This window comes from Cupriavidus sp. 01L45 (assembly GCF_056399885.1).
Genome location: NZ_JBFTSG010000049.1, coordinates 1 through 21,839 on the forward strand (window position 1 = coordinate 1; position 21,839 = coordinate 21,839).

A 21,839-nucleotide genomic window follows, 5' to 3' on the forward strand; every position below is an offset into this window, starting at 1 on the left:
AAGGCGATGCGAAAGGCGATGCGAGTTTGGGTCCCGGCCGCTCTTTTCGCCGGATCCCGAGGGGGTGTCGCCCCATCCGGCGCGCCTTCTTTGCCTACTTTCTTGGCAAGACAAGAAAGTAGGTCGCCCCCCGCAGGGGGGTGAAACCGCCTTTGACTTTAGGCCTTTGAAGTTGAAGTTGAAGTTGAAGTTGAAGTTGAAGTTGAAGTTATGCACGAGCACTCACCCCCCCGCCGATTCCCCCATCAAATCCACCCACTACCGCTCCAACACATAACCCCCAGGCGCATCCGCAAGCGCACCAGACCCCACATCCCGCGCACCAACCCGCCCGGTCGAACGCGCCGCCAGCCACGCTTGCCAGCATGGCCACCACGACCCTTCATGCCGCTCAGCCCTGGCAAGAAACCGCTCCGGACTCCCATAAGGCGCATTGGCGTCACGGGTTTCCACCCGATATCGCCGGCCAGGGTGCGAAGGTTCGGAAACAATGCCGGCATTGTGCCCCCCAGATGTAAGCAGGAAGGTCAGCGGGGCAGGGGTGAGCAGATGCAGCTTGTAGACCGAGCGCCACGGCGACACGTGGTCATGCTCGGTGCCCACCGCAAACACCGGAAACCGCAGGTCGGACAAGGCAACGGGCCGCCCGTCCACGCAGTAGCGCCCGGTGGCGAGTTCGTTGGAGAGGAACAGTTTGTGCAGGCATTCCGAATGCATGCGGTACGGCAATCGGGTGAGATCGCGGTTCCACGACACCAGGTCGCTCGGGCGCAGCCGCTTGCCGAGCAGGTACTCGCTCATCATGCGGGACCAGACCAGGTCGCGTGAGTGCAGCATCTGGAAGGCGGCGGCCATCTGCGGGCCATCCAGGTAGCCCTGCTGGTGCATCATCGCGTCCAGCGTGGACAAGGCGCTGCTGTCGATGAACAGGCCGAGTTCTCCCGGCTCGGTGAAGTCCGTCTCGCTGGCGAGCAAGGTCAGGGTTTGCAGCGGCGCGCCATTGTCGTCGCGGCTCAGCGCCGCGGCGCAGACGGCCAGCAGGGTGCCGCCCAGGCAATAGCCGGCGGCGTGGATGCGCGCGTCGGGGCAGCGTTCGCCGACCACGCGCAAGGCGGCCCGTATCCCCAGTTGCAGGTAGTCGTCGAGGCCCATGCCGGCCGCTTCGGCATCCGGGTTCTTCCACGAGATCATGAAGACCGTGTGGCCTTGCCCGACCAGGTAGCGCACCAGCGAATCCCGCGGCTGGAGATCCAGGATGTAGTACTTCATGATCCAGGACGGTACGATCAGCACCGGCTCCCGCCATACCTCGGCACCGGCCGGCGAGTACTGGATCAGTTCCATCAGCGCATTGCGGTACACCACCTTGCCGGGTGTGACCGCGACGTCCCGCCCGACCTTGAAGGTGGGCGGGCGGCGCAGGCTGGGATCGCGCGACAGGTCGGCCACCACGTCCTGCATATCGTGCAGCCAGTGCCGGGCGCCGTGCAGGAGGTTGGTGCCGCCGCTGGCGGCCGTGGCCTGCAGCACCACGGGGTTGAGCCACCAGGCATTGCCGGGTGAGCAGATATCGATCATCTGCCGCGCGCAGAACGATACGATCCGCTCATGGTGGGGAGACACGCCACGCAGCCCGTGCGTCAGCGACTCCCATAGCGCTTCGTTGTTGTGAAAGACGTCGCGCCAGAAATGGTAGGGCCACTGCGACCAGGCAGGGTCGGCGAAGCGCAGGTCGGACGGCCGCGCCGGCATGCCGGGCGTTGGCTGCGCGCTCGACGGCCCCGGCCACATGCCGGCGGCAGTGGCAATCGTTGCGCTCATCCACTCTCCCACGGCGGCGTCGACCTTGCCGGGGGAGATCGCCAGGTGCAATGCCCAGTCCAGCCCGGCCAGCCAGAACGAGGCCAGCGACATGCCTTGCGTGGCGCTGGCCAGGGTGGAGCGTACCTGCTCGTCGAGCTGGTGCCGTTCGGCTTCCATGGGGCCGCAGCCGCATTCCGCCTCGGGCGCTGCGGCGATTTCACTGGTCGGAGCGGGTGCGTTCATTGCATGTGCTGTCCGCCATTGATGGCGATATTGGCGCCGGTGACAAACGCCGCGTCATCGGAGCACAGGTAGGTAATCAGCGCGGCGACTTCTTCCGGCCGCCCGAGTCTGCCAACCGGGATCTGCGGCAGGATCCTGGCCTGGAGGATGTCGGCAGGCATGTCGGTGACCATGTGCGTGGCCAGGTAGCCGGGCGAGACTGTGTTGACGGTCACGCCGCCGGCTGCCACTTCCAGCGCCAGCGCCTTGGTGAACCCGTGTATCCCGGCCTTGGCGGCGCAATAGTTGGTCTGGCCGAAGGCGCCCTTGGAGCCATTCACCGAGGCGATGTTGATGATGCGGCCCCAGCCGCGGCTGACCATGCCGTCGCACAAGGGCTTGGTCATGTTGAAGATGGAGTCCAGGTCCGTCCTGAGTACGATGTCCCAGTCGGCTTTGGTCATGCGCCTGAAGGTCATGTCGCGGGTGACGCCCGCGTTGTTGACCAGAATATCGACCTGGCCCATTTCGGCAAGGACCTGCGCGGCGCAGTACTGGCATGCTTCGAAATCGGCCACGTCGGTGGCAAAGGCGCTGAACTCGCGTCCCGCTGCCCGCTGGCGCGTTAGCCAGGCTTCGACATGGTCATTGCCCATCGAATGGGTGACGGCCACGCGATGGCCGGCGTCGTGCAGGCGCATCGCGATGGCTTCACCCAGTCCGCCCAGGCCGCCCGTCACCAGTGCGATCCGGCCTGAAGGCGGATTGGCGGGCATGCCGGCGGGGCGGTCAGCTGGCATGGATGACCTTCTTGCGCGTCGCGGCCAGGGCGCCGTCTGCCGGCTCCGCGCCTGTGCCGTTCAACGCGGGTTTCAACGCCGCGGCCTGGCTGAATTTCTCGAACAAAGCCTGCACCGGCGCCATCATCGAGGCGGTATTCCCCGCCTGCTGCAAGCCTGTCGCCTGGCAGCGCTGCCAGGATTCGCCGGCTTCGCGCATCTGTTCCACCATGGCGGTCTGGTTGTGGATGGCGAGACGCATCCACGCCTGCATCAGCTGCGCGCAGTGTTCGGCTTCATTACGCAGGATGGTGACGGGCAGCGTGGCGAAGGCGGCGAAGTTGCTGGCATTGGCAAGCTGCTCGCCGACTTCGCGCGTGGTCTCGATGTCCCGGCGGATGGCGTCGAGCTGGATCTCAAGGAAACGCTCGCGGCTCTCTTGCATCAATGTCAGCGCGCGCAGGCCTGCTTCGCAATTGGCGCTGAAGAACGCGAAGGGGGCGTCGGTCTGGTCTGTCATGTGAGTCTCCGTATTGGGATTGGTGGCCACGTCAGTTGGGCTTTCCGCACGCGGACGGACAGGTCCTGACGCCGAGCATGCTGTAGAGCGGGCAGATGCGAACGAGTCCGGTCAGGACGGGAATCACGCCGATCCATCCCCACGCGCCGATCGTGCCGGTGACGGCAAGGCCGATCAAGGCCAGGCCGGCGACAATCCTGAGGGTCCGGTCAACGGTTCCGATATTGGCTTGCACGGTGAACTCCTTTCGATAGCCCGGCAGGGTAGATGTGATTCGCCGAGGCGGCTGCGCGATCCGGCGAGTGCACGATTCCAATATAGCCAGATGGCTGGCGCCGGCTTTGATCTGCGGCAACCGCCGCGCGCAATCGACGCAAGGAGCGCACACCGCGATGCTGCCGGTCTCATCGCAGGCTGGGCCGCGGACACCGCGACTCGCAATAGACCCAGTCATCTTCCATTTCATTGATGCGCAGGCGGAAGGTGTAGCTGACCGCATTCCGTCCGGCCGTGAACCGGCGCGCCTGGCTGTCGGCCTGATATTGGGCACGCACGGTATAGGCACCCGCCGGTACCTGCATATAAAGCAGGGGGCCGCTGGAAACGACCCGCAGGAGCCGCTTGCCGTCGCCATCCACGAGCGATACCGTGACGTCGGACAATGCCTCGCCGCCCTTCGCGTTGTAGAAGCCAAGCCGCACATTGAAGCGGCCGGCCACCGCGCGCATGGCCTTTGCCTCGTCCTCGCCGACACCGCCGGACACATAGGCGATCCCATTGATCTGCAGTACCTGGGGCAGGGCTTCAGGATTCGGCTGCGCCGCATGCACGGGCAGTGCGGTACCGATGAGCCCAGCCAGCGCCGCTGCCGCGAGCGAGCCGGGGATAAGTTTGCCAGCCATGATGGAGTCGGTCCGTGTCTGAGTCTGCCCGCCTATGTCAACCGCGGGCCGGTGTCTCCAGTATTGCCGGTGGCGCGGCTTGCCGCTTGATCCAGCGCAATGACGCGCAAGGCTGGGCGCGCCGGCGGGCAGTCCGTCAGGCGTCGCCCAGCGCGTGATACAACTCGTCCTCCTGCGCGAAATGCAGGCGCAGGATCGCATTCAGCTCATACAACAGGCGCCGGACTTCCTGCGCGCTTTCCAGGTCGATCCCGTCCGCGGGCTGGTCGGCGGCGATGCGTTCCAGCAGGCCCACCAGGCGGAAGATCTCGCGGTGCCCGCCGCTCAGCGCGGCCAGCGGGTCCCTGCCGCCAAGCCGTTGCGCCAGTTCCGGATAGAGGTCGGCGTCGTCATGCCGCTCATGCGCGAGCAATTGCTGGCGCAGTGCCTGGTTGAGATGCGCGAGTTCCAGGGCGGCGACGCCACCGGGGAGGCTGGCAACGCGATCCGCCATCGATCTCACCTGGTCGAGCACCTGCCCCAGTTCGGCGTGCTCGGTCTTCAGTTTCGCGGTTTCGGCCCGGGAGAGCTGCGCGGGCAGCCAGTCCGGTCCCGCCTTGCGGGCCCGCAGTGCGTTCAGAATCACGGCGACGTCGATCGCCTCCTGCAGCAGCGCCCCCGCAAGCGGCGGCAGGTAGCCGAAGGCGGCTGCGATCATGGCCGCCAGGGAAAGCGCCATGCCTGCCACTACGCTCTGCACGGCGATACGGCGCGCGCGCCTGGCGATCTGGATGGCTTCAGCCAGGCGGTCCAGGCGGTCGACCAGCAGGACGATGTCAGCCGCCTGCGCCGACGCGGCGGCGCCCGCGGCGCCCATTGCCACGCCGACGTCGGCGGCAGCCAGCGCGGGGGCGTCGTTGACGCCGTCGCCGATCATGATGACCGTGTCGTGGCGCTGCGCCTCGCGGATCGCCTCGAGCTTTTGCGCCGGCGTTTGCTGGGCGCGCACTTCCGTCACGCCCAGCATCGCGCCGGTCATCTGCGCAACGTCGTCGCGATCGCCGGTCAGCATCACCATGCGCCGGATGCCGGCCTGCCTGAGCAGCCTGAGCGCGCGGGGCGTGTCGAGCCGGATCTGGTCCGCGAGTTGCAGCGCGCCGCGCATGGCGCCATCGACGCCAAGGAAGACGGCCGACGCACCTTCATGGCTCAGGCGCCGCAGCAAGGCCGTGCTCCACGGCTTGGGCACGGTTGCCCTGGCCACATGTGCCAGCGAGCCCAGGGTGACGGCGTGGCCGTCGACGATGCCGCTCAGTCCGGCGCCGGGTTCCTCGCCGACCTTGGCCGGCAGCGCCAGTGCCAGCCCGCGTTCGCGGGCTGCGGCGACCAGTGCGCGCGAACTCACATGCACCGATGCCTGTGCCAGCGAGGCAGCCAGGCGAAGTACTTCATCGGGCGCGTCTCCCGGCGCTGCCTCAATGGCCGAGACGCGGGCCTGGCCGGCGGTCAGCGTGCCCGTCTTGTCGAAGAACAATACGCGGCCCTGCGCCAGCCTTTCGAGCGCGGCGCCGCTCTTGACCAGGATGCCGCGGCTGGCGCTGCGCGACATGCCGCAGACGATGGCCACCGGCACTGCCAGGATCAGCGGGCAGGGCGTCGCCACCACCAGCACCGCGAGGGCCCGGCGCGCATCGCCGGTCAAGAACCAGGCGGCGCCCGCCACGGCCAGCGCCAGCGGCACCAGCAGCAGGGCATAGCGGTCGGCCATGCGCGTCGACGGGCTGCGGCTTTGCCGGGCCTCCATGACAAGGCGGACGATGCCCGAATAGGTGCTTTGCGCCGCCGTGGCGCCCGCGAGCATCTCGAACGGCGCGCCGGCGTTGACCACGCCGCTGCGCAGGGGCTCGCCCGGCGCGCGGCGCTGCGGCATGGCCTCGCCGGTGAGGGTGGATTCGTCCAGGTCGGCGGACTGGATCAGCGTCCCGTCGGCAGGCGCCACTTCGCCGGCGCGTACCAGCAAGCGGTCGCCCGGACGCACGAGGTCCAGCGGCACCGGCCGCCATTCCCCGTTTTCGTAACGGCTGGCCTCGCGCGGGGCGTGGCGCAGCAGCGCGCTCATCTCGCTTGCGGCGCGCGTTTCCGCGTAGCTCTCCAGCGCGCGCCCRCTGGCCAGCATCAGGCTGATCACAGCCGCGGCAAAGTRCTCGCCGAGCCACCATGCGAAGCCGATCGCCAGCAGCGCAAGGATGTCCACGCCGGCCTGGCGGCGCCATGCCGCCAGGATGGTGCTGGCTGCCAGCGAGATCAGCACCGGCACGACGCCTGTCAGCCACACGGCGCGCGCGTGCGCGACCGATTCGAACCAGTACAGCAGCGAACCCGCGCTCAGCGTGACTGCGGAGAGCGAGAGGAGCCCGATATCGAGCCAGCGGTGATGGCGGGGCTCCAAAAGCGCCATGCTGCGATCAGCCCCGGCGATCCGTGCTCAGTTCCGGCGGGCGAGCGCCAGGGCGAACAGCGCCCCGCAGGCGGCGGCAACGGCCGCGGTGGCGCCAAGGGTGCGCCATGGGTGCGCATGCACGTACTCCTCGCCGGCGTCGGCCCAGTCGCGGACCTGGTCGCGGCCTTGCGCCTGCAGATCCCGCAGGCGTAGCTGAAGCGCCTCCAGCTGTGCCTTGAACTGCTCACGGGCCTGGCCGGCTTGCTCGCCGGTCAGGGCGGCGGTGTCGCGTAGCAATGCCTGCACATCGGCCAGCAAGACGTTGATGTCGTGCTGTAGCGTGGCACGGTGCGCGGACAGGGCGGATCTGAGGTCGTTCACGGCATTCTCCTGGCTGGTTCGGTCGAAGTGGATACGGGGGGCATGAAGCGTGACGTATCCGCAATGGCGGATAGCGCAAAGGCACTTCCCACTATAGGCAGCGGGCCCGCGCGCCGGTTGATCCTTATCAATGCCTGGCGCCGTGGCGGGGAGCGATCCCGCCTTCCAGGCGCGGCAAAAGCCGGCAAGCGGGTTGATTTGCATCAATGGCGGCCGCGCGCCCGGCGCTAGACTGAGTTCAGGTCCGGCGCGCCTTGCAAGCCACTGTGCATCGCCGATGTACCGCACGCGAAGCTTGATGGGCGCGTGTAGGCCGGCTACGCCACGCCACGCCAGGAGAATCATGATGAGGATCGAAGAGATTTGCTCGCTGTCCGCCGTTCATATCCCGCATACGTGCACGCTGCGCGACGCCGCCGTGCAGATGCGCGACCGCCACGTCGGCGCGCTGGTGGTCACCGAGCCCTTCGGCGGGGGCCAGCGCGCGATCGGCATCGTGACGGACCGGGACATCGTGCTGGAGAGCACCGCCGCGGGCATCGCGCCCGGGCAGGCGACCGTGGCCGACGTGATGACGCGCGGCGTGGTTGCGATCGGCAAGGATGCCGGCATGGACGACGCGCTGCAAGCGATGCTGGCGCACGGCGTGCGCCGGCTCGCGGTAACGGATGCCGAGACGGTGGTTGGCGTGCTGTCCCTGGATGATCTGGTGGACGCCCTCGGCTCCCAATGGAACATGCTCGCCAGCGTGCTGCACAACGAGCGTGAGCGCGAGCGCTCAGGCAGCGTGCAGTCGCCGCTGCACACCTGAACGGCGGGAACGCGAGGTTTGCTGCGCGGCTCGCCCCCTACCCCAGATGCCCTCCCGGATCCCGCCCGGAGTGGGCGATGGTGGTCGCTGGCGGTAGGTAGCTGTAGGTGGCGCGGCCAATGCGGCCAATGCGGCACGCTGACAAGAAAGAAAAAGTATGGTGCCCGGCATTCTCAAGCTCGCCTACAAGCTGCTGGTCAACGACCGGGCCAAGTTCACCGGCCTGCTGGTCGGGATCACGTTCGCGGTGTTCCTGATGATCGAGATGACGTCGCTGTTCGCCGGCGTGCTCAACCGCTCGTCGTCGACCGTGTACAACATCGGCGCGAGCATCTGGGTCATGGACCCGGCGGTCAATACCGTGGCCAATACCATCGGCATGCCGGACTACATGCTCAATGCCGTGCGCAGCATCGAGGGCGTCAAATTCGCGGTGCCGCTTTACTCGGGCGGCGCGCTGGTGCGTCTGAAGAGCGGCACCTACCAGCCCGTGACGGTGGTCGGCATCGACGATGCCAGCCTGTTCGGGCGGCCGGATGTGCTCCAGGGCAGGGTAGAGGACATCTATGCCGAGAATGCTTTCCTGGTCGTCAAGGATGCCGAATTCCGCAAGCTGGAAAACCCCGTGGTCGGCACGGATTTCGAGATCAACGACCATCGCGGCGTGGTGGTCGGCATTGCGCAGGTCTCCACCAGCGGGCTGTTCGGCGTGCCGACGCTCTATACGACCTACCAGCGCGCCATCCAGTATCTGCCGACCGCGCGCTATACGATCTCCTACATCCTGGTCGAACCGAAGTCCGCGGCCGATGTGACGCGGATTCAGCGAGAGGTGCAGAAGCTGGGCTACCGCGCGCTGACCAAGGACCAGTTCATCCAGCGCATCTCCGACTTCTACAAGTACCAGACCGGGCTCGGCACCAATATCCTGCTGATGACCGTGATCAGCTTTATCGTCGGGCTGTCGATCTCGGGGCAGACTTTCTACACCTTTATCCTGGAAAACCTGGAAAAGTTCGGCGCGCTCAAGGCGATCGGCGCCAAGGGGCACGAACTGGTGGCGATGATCGTGTTCCAGGCAACCTTCACGGCGCTGACGGGATACGGCCTGGGCATTGGCCTGTGCGCCATCCTGATCAGCCTGGCGCGGCTGCGCCTTCCCAACTACGCCGCCATGATCACCTTCCACAACCTGGGCCTGGCGCTGGTCATGGTGATCGTGATCGCCGGGGTGTCGGGTTATATCGGCGTGCGCAAGGTGCTGCGCATCGAGCCCTTCGATATTTTCCGGGGGTGAGCATGCCGCGCGTTGCCATTGCCGCGAAGGCGCTGGACAAATGGTTCGGCGAAGGCGAGGCCCGGACCAATGCGCTGCGGCAGGTCAGCTTCGAGGCGTACTTCGGCGAGATCCTGTTTATCGTGGGCCCGTCTGGCAGCGGCAAGACCACGCTGCTGAGCGTCATCTCCGGCATCCTGCGCCCGGACGGCGGCGAGGTGATGATCGACGGCACCAGCATCTGGACGCTCGATAACGATGCGCTGGCCGCATTCCGGCTCGCCAGGATCGGCTTCGTGTTCCAGGACTTCCACCTGTTTCCGCGCCTGACCACGCTGGAGAACGTGGCGATCCCGCTGATCCTCAATGGCCGCGACTGGAACGATGCGTTGAACGAGGCCAAGCGTTACCTGGAAATCGTAGGCCTGGCCAACCGCGCCCAGCTGCCGCCGATCAAGCTCAGCGGCGGCGAGCAGCAGCGCGTGGCCATCGCGCGGGCCATCGTCAGCCAGCCGGATATCCTGATCCTTGACGAGCCCACGGCCTCGCTGGACGGCGATACCGGCCACGCCATCATGGCCTTCGTCAAGACGCATATCCTCAACGACCGTCGCTGCATCGTCATCGTCACCCACGACGCCCGCATCTTCGACATGGCCACGCGCATCCTCGACATGGAAGATGGCAAGCTCAAATGCATCGAGCGGGGAGTGGCCGGATGAAGATCAGGTGGTTGTTCATCCTCTCCGTGGCAGGAGCCGCCACCGGCGTGGTGGCCGCCATCTTCTACGCCCAGCAAAGACCGCCGCTGCCGCCGGCATTCGAGCCGGCCGCCAATCCCTACAAGACTGGCATCTACGCCAACGGCATCATCGAGAGCTACCAGGAGAACGGCGCCAACATCAACCTCTATCCCGAAGTCGCGGGCACGGTGGTGCGCATCCCCGTGCGCGAGGGACAGGAGGTACGGCGGGGCGAGGAACTGCTGGTGATCGAAGATTCGGTCCAGCGCGCGCTGGCGGCGCAGCAACAGGCGCAGGCGGAGGCCGCCGAGGCCGTACTGGCGCAACTGAAGGCGCTGCCGCGCAAGGAGACGCTGGATGTGGCGCGCGCGCAGGTGGAGGCGAGTGCGGCGGGCCTGAGGACAGTTCAGGATCAGTTTGACAAACTGCAGCGATCGTATGCGCTCAACGCTCGCTCCGTCAGCCAGGACGCCATGGACAACGCAGCCAACGCGGTGCGCGTGGCGCGCGGCAACGTCGACGTTGCGCGCCGCCAGCTGGAACTGACGCGCGCTGGCGCCTGGGTCTACGATATCCGTAACCAGGAACGGCAGGTGGACGCCTTGCGCAAGGCCGCTGCCGCCTCGGCGGCATTGCTCGGCAAGTTCGTGATCCGCGCGCCGGTGGACGGCGTGGTGATGTCGGTCAATACGGCGGTGGGCGCCTTCGTGTCCTCGCTGGGCACTTATGGCACCTACACGCAGGGCTACACGCCCGTGATCGTCATGGGCAGCGTGCCGGGCACGCTGGCGGTGCGCGTGTATGTCGACGAGATCCTGCTGCAGCGCTTGCCCGGCGCCAAGGCGGGCAAGGGCATCCAGGCGAGGATGTTCGTGCGTGGCACCAACACCAGCATCCCGCTCGAGTTCTTGCGCATGCAGCCTTACGTCACGCCCAAGATCCAGCTTTCCGACCAGCGCACCGAGCGCGTGGACGTGCGCGTGCTGCCCTTGCTGTTCAAGTTCAGCCCGCCGCCCGACGTCAATGTCTATCCGGGCCAGCTGGTCGATGTCTACGTGAGCGGCGCATCGTGATGCGCCATGCGCTGCCCTGGATCGCGGCGGTCCTTGCCTTGCTGGGCGGTTGCGCCGTGGGGCCGGATTTCGTGCGCCCCGACCCGGCTGTGCCGGCCAGCTTCACGCGTGGGGGAGACGCGGCGCGGACGCCGGCTGGCGATGGCGTTTCGCAGCGCTTCACCGACGCGTCCGCGCTGCCAGCGGACTGGTGGCGCATGTTCGGCAGCACCGCGCTGGACAGCGCCATGGACGCGGCACTGGCTGGCAACCCCACGCTGCAGGTAGCGCAGGCCAACCTGCGGCAGAGCGAGGCCGCCATGCGCGCCGGTGCCGGCGTGTTCTATCCACAGTTGGACGCCACCGCCGGGGCGACGCGGCAGGCGGCCACGCCGGTCCGCTTTGGCCAGTCCGTTCCGTCCAGCGTCTTCAACCTGTTCTCGCTGACCGCCACCGTCAGCTACACGCTCGACCTGTTCGGCCTGAACCGGCGCGCGGTCGAGGCGCTGTCCGCGCAGGTCGACCTGCAGCGGCAGACGCTGGGCGCCACCTACCTGGCGCTGACCGGCAACCTGGTCAACACCGTGGTCGCGCAGGCCGGCTATGCCGCCCAGATCCAGGCCACCACCGAGCTGGCGGCACTGGTGCGCGAGCAGGTGGAGATCACGCGCGCGCAAGTGCGGGCCGGGACGGCCGCGCACGTCAGCGAGCTAAGCCTGGCGGTGCAGCTTGCCTCGCTGGAGGCGACGCTGCCGCCGCTGCGGCAGCGGCTGGAGCAGGCGGATCACCTGGCGGCGACCCTGTCGGGCCGTTACCCGGCCGAGGGCGAGCCCGTTGCCGTGACGCTGGAGACCTTGCGCTTGCCGGCTGACATTCCGCGGGTGCTGCCGGCGGAACTGGTCCGGCGCCGTCCGGATGTGCTGCTGGCCGAAGCGCAGCTTCACGCTGCCAGTGCCGAAGTGGGGGTGGCCACCGCCGCCATGTTCCCTGCCATTACCCTGAGCGCAGGCTACGGCCGCGACAGCTTGCAGATCGGTTCCCTGTTCGGTGGCAATAGCGCGGTCTGGAGCCTCGGGGCGGGCATCACGGCTCCGCTGTTCCACGGTGGCGGACTGTATTACCGGCGGCAAGCCGCCGTGGCCCAGTGGGATGCCGCGCAGGCCGGTTACCGGCAGGTTGTGCTGGCTGCCTTCGGGCAGGTAGCCGATGCGCTGCGTGCCCTGGAGCACGATGGCGAACTGGTCGCCGCCACGCGCCAGGCACGGGACGTCGCCTACGAGGCCCTGCAGGAGTTGCAGGCCAACTTCCAGGCCGGCACCGCCGGCTACCTGCAGGTGCTGGTGGCAAACGCGCAGTACCACCAGGCCGATATCGGCTACCTGCAGGCCAGGACCCAGCGGTTGCAGGACACCGTGGCATTGTTCCTGGCGCTGGGCGGGGGCTGGGACGCCGGTGCCGCGCAAGCGCAGGCAAGGCGGCCGTGATGATCGTCCGGGCCATCCGGTGGCTTGGCGAGAGGGTGAGCCGGATGCACCGCCGGCATCCCGCATCGTCCGGCGGTCCGGCCGGCCCGGAGCCCGCGTCCTGCGGCATGCCGGAGGCGTTGCTGCGGGCTGCCAACACGCCGCTGGCGGCCTTGCTCAAGCAACTGGACGCCAGCCCGGACGGCCTGACCCATGCCGAGGCCGAACTGCGGCTGCGAAGCCATGGCCCCAACCTGGTGGCGCACGAGCGCCCGCGTCCGGCGGTGATCGACCTGCTGCGCCGCCTGCTCAATCCGCTCAATGTGCTGCTGCTGACGCTGGCGGCGGTATCGGCGGCCATCCGCGATTACGACGCCGCGGCTGTGATCGCGGTGATGGTGATGCTCAGCGTTGGCGTGGCCACGGTGCAGGAGCGCCGCTCCGGACGCGCGGCGGCAGCGCTGCGCGCCATGGTCCATACCACCGCCGCCACGCAGCGCAGGGCCGGGCCGGGGACATCGCCCGCCATCAGCGAACTGCCGATCGGCGCGCTGGTGCCGGGCGACATCGTCCACCTGGCGGCGGGCGATCTTGTCCCCGCGGATGCCAGGCTGCTGGCGTCGAAGGATCTGTTTGTCAACCAGTCGGCCCTCACCGGGGAATCGCTGCCTGTGGAGAAATTCGCGCGCGAGAGCGCCAGCGGCGACGAACCCGGCACGCTGGAGAACATCGTGCTGATGGGCACGGCCGTGGTCAGCGGCAGCGCGACCGTGGTGGTGGTGCTGACCGGGCCGCGCGCCATGTTCGGCGGCATCGCCCGCTCGCTGTCGGAGGAGACGTCCGGCACGGTATTCGAGCAAGGCCTGCAGCGCTTCGCCCGGTTGATGATCGGCCTGATCGTGATCCTTGCGCCGCTGGTGTTCCTGATCAACGGACTGACCAAGGGCGACTGGCTGGAGGCGTTGCTGTTTGCGGTGGCCGTCGCCGTGGGGCTGACCCCCGAGATGTTGCCGATGCTGGTGACCGTGAACCTGGCGAAGGGCGCGCTTGCCATGTCGCGCCGCAAGGTGATCGTGAAACATCTCAGCGCCATCCAGAACCTGGGGGCGATGGATGTGCTGTGCACCGACAAGACCGGCACGCTGACGCAGGACCGCATCATCCTGAAAAAGCATGTGGACCTGGCTGGCCGGGAGACCGCGCGCGTGCTGGAGTTCGCCTACCTGAACAGCTACCACCAGTCGGGTTTGCACAACCTGCTGGACAAGGCGGTGCTCTTCCATGACGAGGTGGGCGAAATGCTGCGGCAACAGGGCGGCTATCGCAAGATCGACGAGGTGCCGTTCGATTTCGAGCGGCGCCGCATGTCGGTGGTGGTGGATGGGCCGCAGGGCAGGCTGCTGGTCTGCAAGGGCGCGGTGGAGGAGGTCTACGCAGTCTGCGCCAGCGCCGAACTTGGGGGGCAGGCCATTGCGCTGGATGATTCGCATCGCCACGCCCTGATGACGGTCTGCAATGCGCTCAACGAAGATGGCTTCCGGGTGATCGCGATCGCCTACAAGCCCTTGCCGCCGGCGCCCGATACGCAGCCCTACTCGGTGGCGGACGAATCCGGGCTGATCCTGCTCGGCTATATCGCTTTCATCGACCCGCCCAAGGATAGCGCGGCGCCGGCGCTGGCGGCACTGCGCGGCAGCGGCATCGAGGTCAAGGTGCTGACCGGCGACAGCCCGGTGATCGCGCGCAAGATCTGCCGGGAAGTCGGCATCGACGTGGACCGCGCGGTTCTCGGCCACGAACTCGACGGGCTCTCGCCGCAAGCCCTGGGGGAACTGGCCGAACGCACGCAGCTCTTCGCCAAGCTGGCGCCGGCGCACAAGGCGGCCATCGTCAAGGCCCTGCGGGCGCGCGGACGGGTGGTGGGCGTGCTGGGCGACGGCATCAACGACGGACCGGCGCTCAAGGCGGCCGACGTGGGCATCTCGGTGGACAGTGGCGCCGATATCGCGAAGGAATCGGCCAGCATCATCCTGCTGGAAAAGAGCCTGCTGGTGCTGCACGACGGCGTGATCGAAGGCCGCAAGGTCTTTGCCAACCTGCTCAAGTACCTGCGCATGGGCGCCAGCTCGAATTTCGGCAATATGTTCAGCGTGCTCGGCGCGAGCGCCTGGCTGCCGTTCCTGCCGATGGCGCCGATCCAGGTGCTGACGAACAACCTGCTCTACGATTTCTCGCAGACCGCGCTGCCGACGGACAACGTCGACGAAGATGCCATCAGCCGTCCGCGCCGCTGGGAGATCGGCAAGATCGGCCGCTACATCCTGTGCATCGGTCCGATCAGTTCGCTGTTCGACTATGTCACCTTTGCCACGCTTTATTGGCTGCTGGGTGCGAGTACGCCTGCGCAGCAGCACCTGTTCCAGACCGGCTGGTTCCTGGAGTCGCTGCTGTCGCAGACCCTGATCGTCCATGTGATTCGCACCCGCAAGATCCCGTTCATACAAAGCCGTGGCAGTACCGCGCTGATCACCACCGGCGTAGCGATCTGCCTGACCGGCATCTGGCTGCCATACTCGCCGCTGGCGGCGCCGTTGGGGCTGGTGGCGCCGCCCGGCGTGTTCTGGGTGCTGCTGTTGCCGATCCTCGTTGGCTATTGCTGCCTGACCTATGTGCTGCGGGGCTGGCTGGTGCGGCGTTTTGCCATCGACTGAACGCGTATCCACGCACAGGCACGGCCGGGCAAACGGGTGCCTTCGTTGCAACCGGGAGGCCTCGCAGGTAGCATCATCAGGTCATCTGCAGTCCACATCGGAGGCCGCTGCACCATGAGGTCCTTATCCCGCCACAGTGAACGTCACCGGGTTGATCGCACAGGCTGGCTGCGCGCCGCGGTGCTCGGTGCCAATGATGGCATTGTCTCCACCGCCAGCCTGGTGCTGGGCGTCGCCGCCGCCAGCGCGAGCCAGGCGAACATCCTGATGACCGGCATCGCGGGCCTGGTGGCCGGAGCCATGTCGATGGCCGCGGGGGAATATATCTCGGTCCATTCGCAGGCGGACACCGAGAAGGCCGACCTGAGGCGGGAGCGTGGAGAGCTGGATGCCGATCCCGCCGCCGAGCAGCACGAACTCGCGACGATTTATGTGGAGCGGGGGCTTGAGCCGGGTCTTGCCAGGGAGGTAGCGGCGCAACTCATGGCACACGACAGCCTGGCGGCCCATGCACGCGATGAGCTCGGCATTTCGCAGGCGCTGAGCGCACAACCCATCCAGGCTGCCATGGCATCGGCCGCCAGCTTTGCCGTCGGCGCGCTCCTTCCGCTGGTGGTGGCCTGGCTGGCGCCTGGCCGCGGGCTGATGCCATGGGTATCGGGAATGTCGCTCATCTTTCTCGCCGCGCTAGGCGCCGTCGCTGCGCAGGTCGGCGGTGCCAGCAGAATCTCGGGCGCGGGACGCGTCACCTTCTGGGGCGCGCTCGCCATGGCGATCACCGCCGGCGTCGGTGTACTGTCTGGCGCCGTCCTTTAGGGCATCGGCTTGCGTCATGGACGCGATGTCCTGATCGGGATGCTCCGCGCAAGACAGGGCCAGCGCTGCTATCGCACGCCACCCGTCCCGCCCGCGCGCGGCTTGATACACGACAACTGCCAGGCTTCATTACCGCATATAGTGACCTGACAAGCAGCGGCTGGAAGTCAAGGAGGACGCGAAATGCTGGGGACTATTCTGTTAATTCTCCTGATACTGGTTCTGATCGGCGCAATGCCAGCCTGGCCGCACAGCCGGAGCTGGGGTTACGCGCCCAGCGGCTTGTTGGGACTGGTATTGCTGATCGTCATCGTATTGCTGGTAATGGGCCGAATCTAGCGTTCCCGGCGCCAGACGCACCACCGGTGAACTGGCAGTGCCTGATATGGAACACGCTCTGGTATCCGGGGGGGCACGTGAGTAGGGTGCGCTTCACGTTGAGACCGGCTGTTGCCAATCCTTGACATAGCGCAAGTGGTATCGCCGCTGGGGGTCTATTCTGGGCGCTAGCCGCGCCGCGCTGCCGTGGCACACAGCAGAGGAGCAGATCGTGAATCCGCTAGTTGCCCGCTTTGAGAGCCGCGAGGACGCCGCGGCGCAGCTAGCCGAAGCGCTGCGCGCCTATCGTGGCCAGCATCCCCTGATCCTTGCCGTTCCGAAGGGCGGAGTAGCTGTCGGGCGCGGACTTGCCGACGCCCTGGAGGGCGATCTCGATGTGATGCTGGTCAGCAAGCTTGCCGGCCCGGACAACGCCGTCGCCGCGATTGGCGCCGTGACGGAGAACGGCTGGACCTACGCCGTCGAGTGCCCGGCGGGGGGACAGCCCGATCCCGTCCATTTTGCGCAGGAGCGGCTGGCAAAGCTCGATCTGCTGCGGCAACAATGCGCGATCTACACGTCGCATCGCGCGCGGCTGGACCCGCGTGGCCGTGTTGTGATCCTGGTGGACGACGGTATCTGCACTGGCGCCACCATGATGGCGGCGATCCATACCGTGCGCAGGCAGCAGCCGGCCAGGCTGGTTTGCGCCGTTCCCATCGGCGCACCAAAAGGCCTGGCGGTGGTCCGCGCCTGCGCCGACGAGGTCGTGTGCCTGCGGGCAGCCGGGACGGATCCCGATATCCACCACGCCTACCAGCGCTTTCCGCTGGTGGACGACGCGGAGGTCCGTGCGCTGTTGTGGCGCGACATCGAATCGCGCAACGCCGGGGCCATCGGAGCAAGAGCCCTGGCCGATGGCTTGCCGGTTGGCATCGCGTGCGACGGCACCAGGCTTCACGGCGTGCTCGACGCCCCCGGCAATCCGGTCGGGCTGGTGCTGATGGTCCATGCCAACGGGGGCGGCGACCACGCTGTGCGAAACCAGTATGTCGCGAGGAAACTGAACGCCAGGGGACTGGCTACGCTGCTGGTGGACCTGATCGGGCCCAGGGAGCCCATGCGGGCGGAAAAGCGCCAGGATATTGCCATGCTGGCCGGACGGCTGCGAGCGGTGATGCAAGCGGTGCCGGGCTACGTTCGCACGCGGCTGCGCTTGCCGGCGCTGCCCGTCGGCTGCTTTGGCACCGGCACCGCCGCCGCCGCCGCGTTGAAGCTGGCGGGAGACGCGGGCGCGGATTTGCGCACGCTCGTGCTCGCCGCGGGGCGAGTGGACCTGGCCGACGCCGATACCCTGGGCAAGGTGGCCGTACCCACGCTTCTTGTGGTGGGTGCCGGCGATCCGGAAGGCATCCGGATCAATGACTTGGCGTTCGCCAGCCTTCGCTGTCCGCGGCAACTGCGGCTGGTGGCGGGCGAGGGCCGGGTATTCGAGGAGCCCGCCGCGATCGAGGACCTGGCCACGCTGGCAGGCGGCTGGTTCTCGCAATTGCTTGCCGACGGGCGGATGGCCGTCATGTAGGCGTGCCTGCCGGGTGTTCACAGAATGCCAACATCCGTTGCGCGCATCGCGAAGGCATCGAAGCGCGGCTCGCACTGCCGCGGATTCCCATGTACAGCGTTGCCCGATGGCCCCGGCCCGGCCATATTGACCTGGCGCAACGACCGGACAGTCCGCGCTTGCGCTGCGCGGCGCAGGCGCTACAGTGCATTCTGACCCGATCACGAGCCCGGCCGACGGGCGGGAGCCTCCTTATGTCCTACGCCACCATCATGGTGATTCTCGATCCCAGCCGGCGGTCATACCATCGCATCGAAATCGCCGCGCAGCTTGCCGCCAGGCACAATGCCACGCTGGTCGGCATGTTCGCCTGCCATCGACCCGAACCCGCGTGGGTGTACCGGCTGCCCGACGGCGCCGGTTACCTCGATGCCCTTCAGGCACGTTACGAGGAGGATGGCGAGATCGTGCGGCGCAGCTTCGAGGGCGCGACGGAAGAGCTGCCGATCACTGCGCAATGGCAGGCTTTCGACGGGCTTCCCCTGGCCATCGGCCAGCGCGAAGCGCGCCTGGCGGACTTGCTGGTGGTCGGCCAGGCCGACCCGGCGGATCCGACGGCCTTCGTGGCCGAGGGGTTTGTCGAATCCATCGTGCTTGCCAGTGGCCGGCCGGTACTGGCGATTCCCAGGGCGGGCCGGTTCAACACCGTTGGCAGCCGCGTGCTGATCGCCTGGGACGGCGGGCGCGAGGCGGCACGCGCTATCCACGATGCGCTGCCATTTCTGCGCCAGGCCGAGGCCGTGACCATTGTCACTTGCACGGTGGCGGGCAAGGCCGACGACCCCTGGAACACGCCTGCGCAGTACGCCGCGACCTGGCTGGCGGCGCATGGCGTGACGGCGGCGGTATGCAATCTCCCCGTGACCGACCTGGCCGACGCGGGCGAGCGGCTGCTGTCGGAAGCCGCCGACCTGGATGCCGATCTCATCGTGGCCGGCGCCTATGGGCACAACAGGTTCCGTGAGGTGATGCTGGGTGGCGTGACCCGGACGTTGCTGGAAACCATGACGATTCCCGTGCTGTTCTCGCACTGAGTCCGATATCCAAACCGGGTAGCCCAGCGGCCATCGCCCGGCGTCCCGGCAGCGCGGCCTTGCCTGGTGTATCGTTGACGTCTTCCGCAAACAAGGTGTTTTCACTGGGGACGCATGGAATGCTGACGATCTGGGGCAGGGCGAATTCGGTCAATGTGCAGAAGGTGCTTTGGTGTTGCGACGAACTCGGCCTGCCGTTCGAGCGCATCGACGCCGGCATGCAATTCGGCGGCAACGACCGGCCCGAGTATCTTGCGATGAATCCGAACGGGCGCGTCCCTACGCTCATCGATGACGGCTTTGTGTTGTGGGAGTCGAATTCGATCCTGCGCTACCTTGCCATGCAGTACGGGAAGGGCACCACGCTGTACCCGGCCGAGCCGAAGGTGCGCGCAAGCGTGGACCGCTGGCTGGACTGGTCCCTTTCGACCTTGCAGCCGGCGGAAAGGCCGGTATTCTGGGGTTATGTGCGAACGTCGGCCGCAGAGCGCGACGTGGCGCGCCTGAATGCCGACGCCGCCACCGTGGCGGGCCTGTGGCGGATGATCGACCGGCAGTTGCAAGGCCGCGATTTTCTCGAGTGCGGCACGTTCACGCTGGCTGACCTGGTGCTGGGTGCGTACGCGCGCCGCTGGTACGGCCTCGACGCCCAGATCGACCGCCCCGCAACGCCGGACCTGGACCGCTGGTACCAGGGCATCGGCGGGCGTGCCGGCTTCCGGCAGCATGTTGGCGTGCCGCTGAGCTGATCCAGGCGCAAGCCAGGGTGCCGTCCCTCATCACCTACCAATTCCCATGACCATCATCCTGCACACATGGAACACGCCGAACGGACGCAAGATCAGCGTCGCGCTCGAGGAAATGGCCTTGCCGTACACCGTCAAGACGGTGAACATCACCAAGGGCGAGCAGCACCAGGCGGACTTCCTGCGCATCAGCCCCAACAACCGGATTCCGGCCATCGTCGATCCCGATGGTCCCGGCGRCCAGCCGATCAGCGTGTTCGAATCCGGCGCGATCCTGCTCTACCTCGGCGAGAAAACCGGCAAATTCCTGCCAGCATCCCTGCGCGAACGGGTACCGGTGCTGGAGTGGCTGATGTGGCAGATGGGCGGCTTCGGGCCCATGCCGGGACAAGTCCATCACTTCCGCACTGTGGAGTCGGAGGCCGACCGGCACTATGGGCTCAAGCGCTATTCAGAGGAAACCAACCGTCTTTACGGCGTGCTTGACCGGCGGCTGGCGGAAGTGGAATTCGTCGCGGGCGAGCTATCCGTGGCGGATTTCGCGATCCTCGGGTGGGCATGGCGGCATGAGCGCCATCAGGTTTCGCTCGATCGTTTTCCCAACATCCGGCGCTGGTATGACGCCTTGTTTGCCCGGCCAGGGGTACAGCGCGGCTTTGCGGTCAAGCTGGACGATGCGGCGTAGGCCATCTCCGGTCGATGGCCGCGCCCACGGAAATCGTGCCTGCAGAGGGGGTTCTCCGGCACGTGCGGTCCGTTTGACATGGGTCAAGTGCCGCAACGGTCAGTCCGGATAAGATGGTTTCCGTCATGGAGATGCGGGGGCGCTCTTCATGACTTGTCTACCCGTTTCCAGAATACGGAAACTTGGCCCGCGCCACGCAAGTGGGGCGGGCTTTTTTATTGTGGCGAGCCTCATGCTGGATGCGCGGGATCGACCGTGCGCTGCATCGCGGCGGAGACAAACGACAAACGTGCCCCGATGCAGCGACAGCGATATCAGGGCGCGGGCGTCGCGAGCGGCTTGCCCTTTTCGACCACATACACGCCGACCAGGCTGACCGGCGCGGTGCCGGGATTGTGCGCGTCATGCACGACCCCGGCCGGAACCACGAACGACTCGCCCGCCTTGACGACCCGCGGCGGTTGCCCGTCGATCAGGAGTTCGGCCTGGCCTGCCAATATGTAGCTGACCTCGTCGCCCGGATGCGTATGCCGTCCCGCATAGGCGCCGGGCGCCACCTCCACCCGTGCCACCACAGCCTCCCGCCCCGGCACGGAAACGTCCTCCTTGCCGACAAGGGTACGCGTAAGGCCGCTGCCCTGCGCCAGCACGGCGCCAGAGGCGAGCCATAGCCCGGCGCCCGCAAGCATGCTCAGTGTCCTGGTGTTCATGGTCTGTCTTCTCCCGAATTGGTCTTGTTTTGCTGCGTTTCACTTCAAAAGGCATGTCGCCCGGAAAGCGTGGCATTCAGGTGACTGCTGGAACCAGTTGCAGGTGGGACGGGTGGCCGGCCGGAACGGGCCGGCGAGACGATGGCAGATGCTAGCAAATGCGCCAGTGTGTTTGGAATATGGCGCAGCCCTATATCGGCAAGCGTCATGCTTGGACTACTTGGTGACGCTCCGCGAGCAACTCAGGAATGACCTGCCCGACTTCAATGGCAACACAAGCCGGACGCTGCCGATGCCCACGCGCTATGTGATCGCGCCAGGACGGGATGTTGGTGGACATGGCGTCGCCGTCTAGGTTCATGGCTCCTTCCAGTTGCAGTATCTCAGTTTCGGCAAGTGACCTTATGTCCATTCCCTTATGCGGAAGTCATGGTTCTTCCCGCAGTGCCTGAATAGCGGGTGCGCCGTCCATGGTTCGCTGCATGCCGATCCAGATTGTCTTGGCGCCAGGTTCACCATCGCTCTTGCGCCCAGGAAACCCACCCAGGGAAGCGCATGTGCGATAGCTGCAGCGCTTCGACCCCAGGACATGATGGGGTTYGCCAGGCCAGCAGATCCTGTGACACGGAATCACCCCATGCGGTGCTGACGCGGAGCCGCAGGCGCGGTCTGCAGCCGTGCGAAAGAACCGCGCAAGGTTGGGAAGAATCTCCCCAATTTCAAGAAATTTCCTAAGCACGCCGCACTTCGCAGCGCGAACACTCTAGGTTTGGTTGCAAGTCACTCTCAGTCGCGTGAGCGGACAAGTGCAACTTCTCTGGCCTGCC

The 21,839-nt window shown here is 66.8% G+C and carries 21 protein-coding genes; 12 read left to right on the forward strand and 9 right to left on the reverse strand.

Translation table 11 applies throughout. The features are described 5' to 3' along the window. Positions 1-258 precede the first annotated feature (258 nt). The 7 genes from AC1DT6_RS28545 to AC1DT6_RS28575 form a co-directional block, all read right to left on the reverse strand. Complete coding sequence (locus AC1DT6_RS28545; RefSeq protein ID WP_441633807.1) at positions 259-2,046, reverse strand: PHA/PHB synthase family protein; 1,788 nt, start codon at positions 2,044-2,046, stop codon at positions 259-261. Then, positions 2,043-2,801 (reverse strand): acetoacetyl-CoA reductase, encoded by a 759-nt coding sequence (gene phbB / locus AC1DT6_RS28550; RefSeq protein WP_441633813.1) that lies wholly within the window; start codon positions 2,799-2,801, stop codon positions 2,043-2,045. The genes AC1DT6_RS28545 and phbB overlap by 4 nt, the downstream gene beginning before the upstream one ends. Before the next feature lie 13 nt (positions 2,802-2,814). Next, positions 2,815-3,324, reverse strand: a complete 510-nt coding sequence (locus tag AC1DT6_RS28555) for a hypothetical protein (RefSeq protein ID WP_441633805.1) — start codon at positions 3,322-3,324, stop codon at positions 2,815-2,817. Positions 3,325-3,355: 31 nt separating this feature from the next. After that, positions 3,356-3,559, reverse strand: a complete 204-nt coding sequence (locus AC1DT6_RS28560) for a YgaP family membrane protein (protein WP_441633803.1) — start codon at positions 3,557-3,559, stop codon at positions 3,356-3,358. 169 nt (positions 3,560-3,728) lie between these two features. Continuing rightward, positions 3,729-4,226 carry a hypothetical protein gene (locus AC1DT6_RS28565; RefSeq protein WP_441633801.1) on the reverse strand — a complete coding sequence of 166 codons (498 nt, stop codon included), beginning with the start codon at positions 4,224-4,226 and terminating at the stop codon, positions 3,729-3,731. A gap of 136 nt (positions 4,227-4,362) precedes the next feature. After that, positions 4,363-6,663, reverse strand: a complete 2,301-nt coding sequence (locus AC1DT6_RS28570; RefSeq protein ID WP_477115139.1) for a heavy metal translocating P-type ATPase — start codon at positions 6,661-6,663, stop codon at positions 4,363-4,365. 27 nt (positions 6,664-6,690) lie between these two features. Continuing rightward, positions 6,691-7,026: an ElaB/YgaM/YqjD family protein gene (locus AC1DT6_RS28575; protein ID WP_045241564.1), complete on the reverse strand. Its 336-nt coding sequence runs from the start codon at positions 7,024-7,026 to the stop codon at positions 6,691-6,693. A gap of 343 nt (positions 7,027-7,369) precedes the next feature. On the opposite strand from AC1DT6_RS28575, the gene AC1DT6_RS28580 reads away from it, so the two are divergent. The 12 genes from AC1DT6_RS28580 to AC1DT6_RS28635 all read left to right on the forward strand — a co-directional run bounded on the left by AC1DT6_RS28580 (position 7,370) and on the right by AC1DT6_RS28635 (position 20,302). Further along, positions 7,370-7,837 (forward strand): CBS domain-containing protein, encoded by a 468-nt coding sequence (locus AC1DT6_RS28580; protein ID WP_441633797.1) that lies wholly within the window; start codon positions 7,370-7,372, stop codon positions 7,835-7,837. 160 nt (positions 7,838-7,997) lie between these two features. Beyond that, positions 7,998-9,134, forward strand: coding sequence for an ABC transporter permease (locus AC1DT6_RS28585; RefSeq protein ID WP_441633811.1), 1,137 nt, complete (start codon positions 7,998-8,000; stop codon positions 9,132-9,134). Positions 9,135-9,136: 2 nt separating this feature from the next. Further along, positions 9,137-9,835 (forward strand): ABC transporter ATP-binding protein, encoded by a 699-nt coding sequence (locus AC1DT6_RS28590; protein WP_441633795.1) that lies wholly within the window; start codon positions 9,137-9,139, stop codon positions 9,833-9,835. Then, on the forward strand, positions 9,832-10,929 hold the full coding sequence (locus tag AC1DT6_RS28595; RefSeq protein WP_441633793.1) for an HlyD family secretion protein: 1,098 nt from the start codon (positions 9,832-9,834) through the stop codon (positions 10,927-10,929). Before AC1DT6_RS28590 ends, AC1DT6_RS28595 begins: the two co-directional genes overlap by 4 nt. Further along, positions 10,929-12,392: an efflux transporter outer membrane subunit gene (locus tag AC1DT6_RS28600; protein ID WP_441633791.1), complete on the forward strand. Its 1,464-nt coding sequence runs from the start codon at positions 10,929-10,931 to the stop codon at positions 12,390-12,392. Before AC1DT6_RS28595 ends, AC1DT6_RS28600 begins: the two co-directional genes overlap by 1 nt. 107 nt (positions 12,393-12,499) lie before the next feature. Beyond that, positions 12,500-15,082: a magnesium-translocating P-type ATPase gene (mgtA, locus tag AC1DT6_RS28605; protein WP_441633809.1), complete on the forward strand. Its 2,583-nt coding sequence runs from the start codon at positions 12,500-12,502 to the stop codon at positions 15,080-15,082. Positions 15,083-15,196: 114 nt separating this feature from the next. Beyond that, complete coding sequence (locus AC1DT6_RS28610; protein ID WP_441633789.1) at positions 15,197-15,898, forward strand: VIT1/CCC1 transporter family protein; 702 nt, start codon at positions 15,197-15,199, stop codon at positions 15,896-15,898. Positions 15,899-16,081: 183 nt separating this feature from the next. Continuing rightward, on the forward strand, positions 16,082-16,237 hold the full coding sequence (locus AC1DT6_RS28615) for a DUF3309 family protein (RefSeq protein WP_441633787.1): 156 nt from the start codon (positions 16,082-16,084) through the stop codon (positions 16,235-16,237). 211 nt (positions 16,238-16,448) lie between these two features. Beyond that, entirely contained in the window at positions 16,449-17,798 is a 1,350-nt protein-coding gene (locus tag AC1DT6_RS28620; RefSeq protein ID WP_477111777.1) for a phosphoribosyltransferase family protein, read from the forward strand. A gap of 233 nt (positions 17,799-18,031) precedes the next feature. Beyond that, complete coding sequence (locus tag AC1DT6_RS28625; protein WP_441633784.1) at positions 18,032-18,871, forward strand: universal stress protein; 840 nt, start codon at positions 18,032-18,034, stop codon at positions 18,869-18,871. Positions 18,872-18,990: 119 nt separating this feature from the next. Then, entirely contained in the window at positions 18,991-19,620 is a 630-nt protein-coding gene (locus AC1DT6_RS28630) for a glutathione S-transferase family protein (RefSeq protein ID WP_441633783.1), read from the forward strand. 46 nt (positions 19,621-19,666) lie between these two features. Then, complete coding sequence (locus AC1DT6_RS28635; protein WP_477115140.1) at positions 19,667-20,302, forward strand: glutathione S-transferase family protein; 636 nt, start codon at positions 19,667-19,669, stop codon at positions 20,300-20,302. 314 nt (positions 20,303-20,616) lie between these two features. Here the strand turns inward: AC1DT6_RS28635 and AC1DT6_RS28640 are convergent, their stop codons facing one another. Beyond that, the gene (locus AC1DT6_RS28640; RefSeq protein ID WP_428180459.1) at positions 20,617-21,012 is read right to left on the reverse strand and encodes a cupin domain-containing protein; all 396 of its coding nucleotides are present in this window, start codon (positions 21,010-21,012) and stop codon (positions 20,617-20,619) included. A 427-nt stretch (positions 21,013-21,439) separates the two neighbouring features. Continuing rightward, positions 21,440-21,751 (reverse strand): IS4 family transposase, encoded by a 312-nt coding sequence (locus AC1DT6_RS28645; RefSeq protein WP_477115141.1) that lies wholly within the window; start codon positions 21,749-21,751, stop codon positions 21,440-21,442. Positions 21,752-21,839 lie beyond the last annotated feature (88 nt).

Excerpts from the sequence above, each read along its gene's own strand:
- AC1DT6_RS28545 (WP_441633807.1), bottom strand. The coding sequence starts at position 2,046 with ATGAACGCACCCGCTCCGACCAGTGAAATCGCCGCAGCGCCCGAGGCG.
- phbB (WP_441633813.1), bottom strand. The coding sequence starts at position 2,801 with ATGCCCGCCAATCCGCCTTCAGGCCGGATCGCACTGGTGACGGGCGGC.
- AC1DT6_RS28555 (WP_441633805.1), bottom strand. The coding sequence starts at position 3,324 with ATGACAGACCAGACCGACGCCCCCTTCGCGTTCTTCAGCGCCAATTGC.
- AC1DT6_RS28565 (WP_441633801.1), bottom strand. The coding sequence starts at position 4,226 with ATGGCTGGCAAACTTATCCCCGGCTCGCTCGCGGCAGCGGCGCTGGCT.
- AC1DT6_RS28580 (WP_441633797.1), top strand. The coding sequence starts at position 7,370 with ATGATGAGGATCGAAGAGATTTGCTCGCTGTCCGCCGTTCATATCCCG.
- AC1DT6_RS28590 (WP_441633795.1), top strand. The coding sequence starts at position 9,137 with ATGCCGCGCGTTGCCATTGCCGCGAAGGCGCTGGACAAATGGTTCGGC.
- AC1DT6_RS28595 (WP_441633793.1), top strand. The coding sequence starts at position 9,832 with ATGAAGATCAGGTGGTTGTTCATCCTCTCCGTGGCAGGAGCCGCCACC.
- AC1DT6_RS28600 (WP_441633791.1), top strand. The coding sequence starts at position 10,929 with ATGCGCCATGCGCTGCCCTGGATCGCGGCGGTCCTTGCCTTGCTGGGC.
- mgtA (WP_441633809.1), top strand. The coding sequence starts at position 12,500 with ATGCCGGAGGCGTTGCTGCGGGCTGCCAACACGCCGCTGGCGGCCTTG.
- AC1DT6_RS28610 (WP_441633789.1), top strand. The coding sequence starts at position 15,197 with ATGAGGTCCTTATCCCGCCACAGTGAACGTCACCGGGTTGATCGCACA.
- AC1DT6_RS28615 (WP_441633787.1), top strand. The coding sequence starts at position 16,082 with ATGCTGGGGACTATTCTGTTAATTCTCCTGATACTGGTTCTGATCGGC.
- AC1DT6_RS28625 (WP_441633784.1), top strand. The coding sequence starts at position 18,032 with ATGTCCTACGCCACCATCATGGTGATTCTCGATCCCAGCCGGCGGTCA.
- AC1DT6_RS28630 (WP_441633783.1), top strand. The coding sequence starts at position 18,991 with ATGCTGACGATCTGGGGCAGGGCGAATTCGGTCAATGTGCAGAAGGTG.
- AC1DT6_RS28640 (WP_428180459.1), bottom strand. The coding sequence starts at position 21,012 with ATGAACACCAGGACACTGAGCATGCTTGCGGGCGCCGGGCTATGGCTC.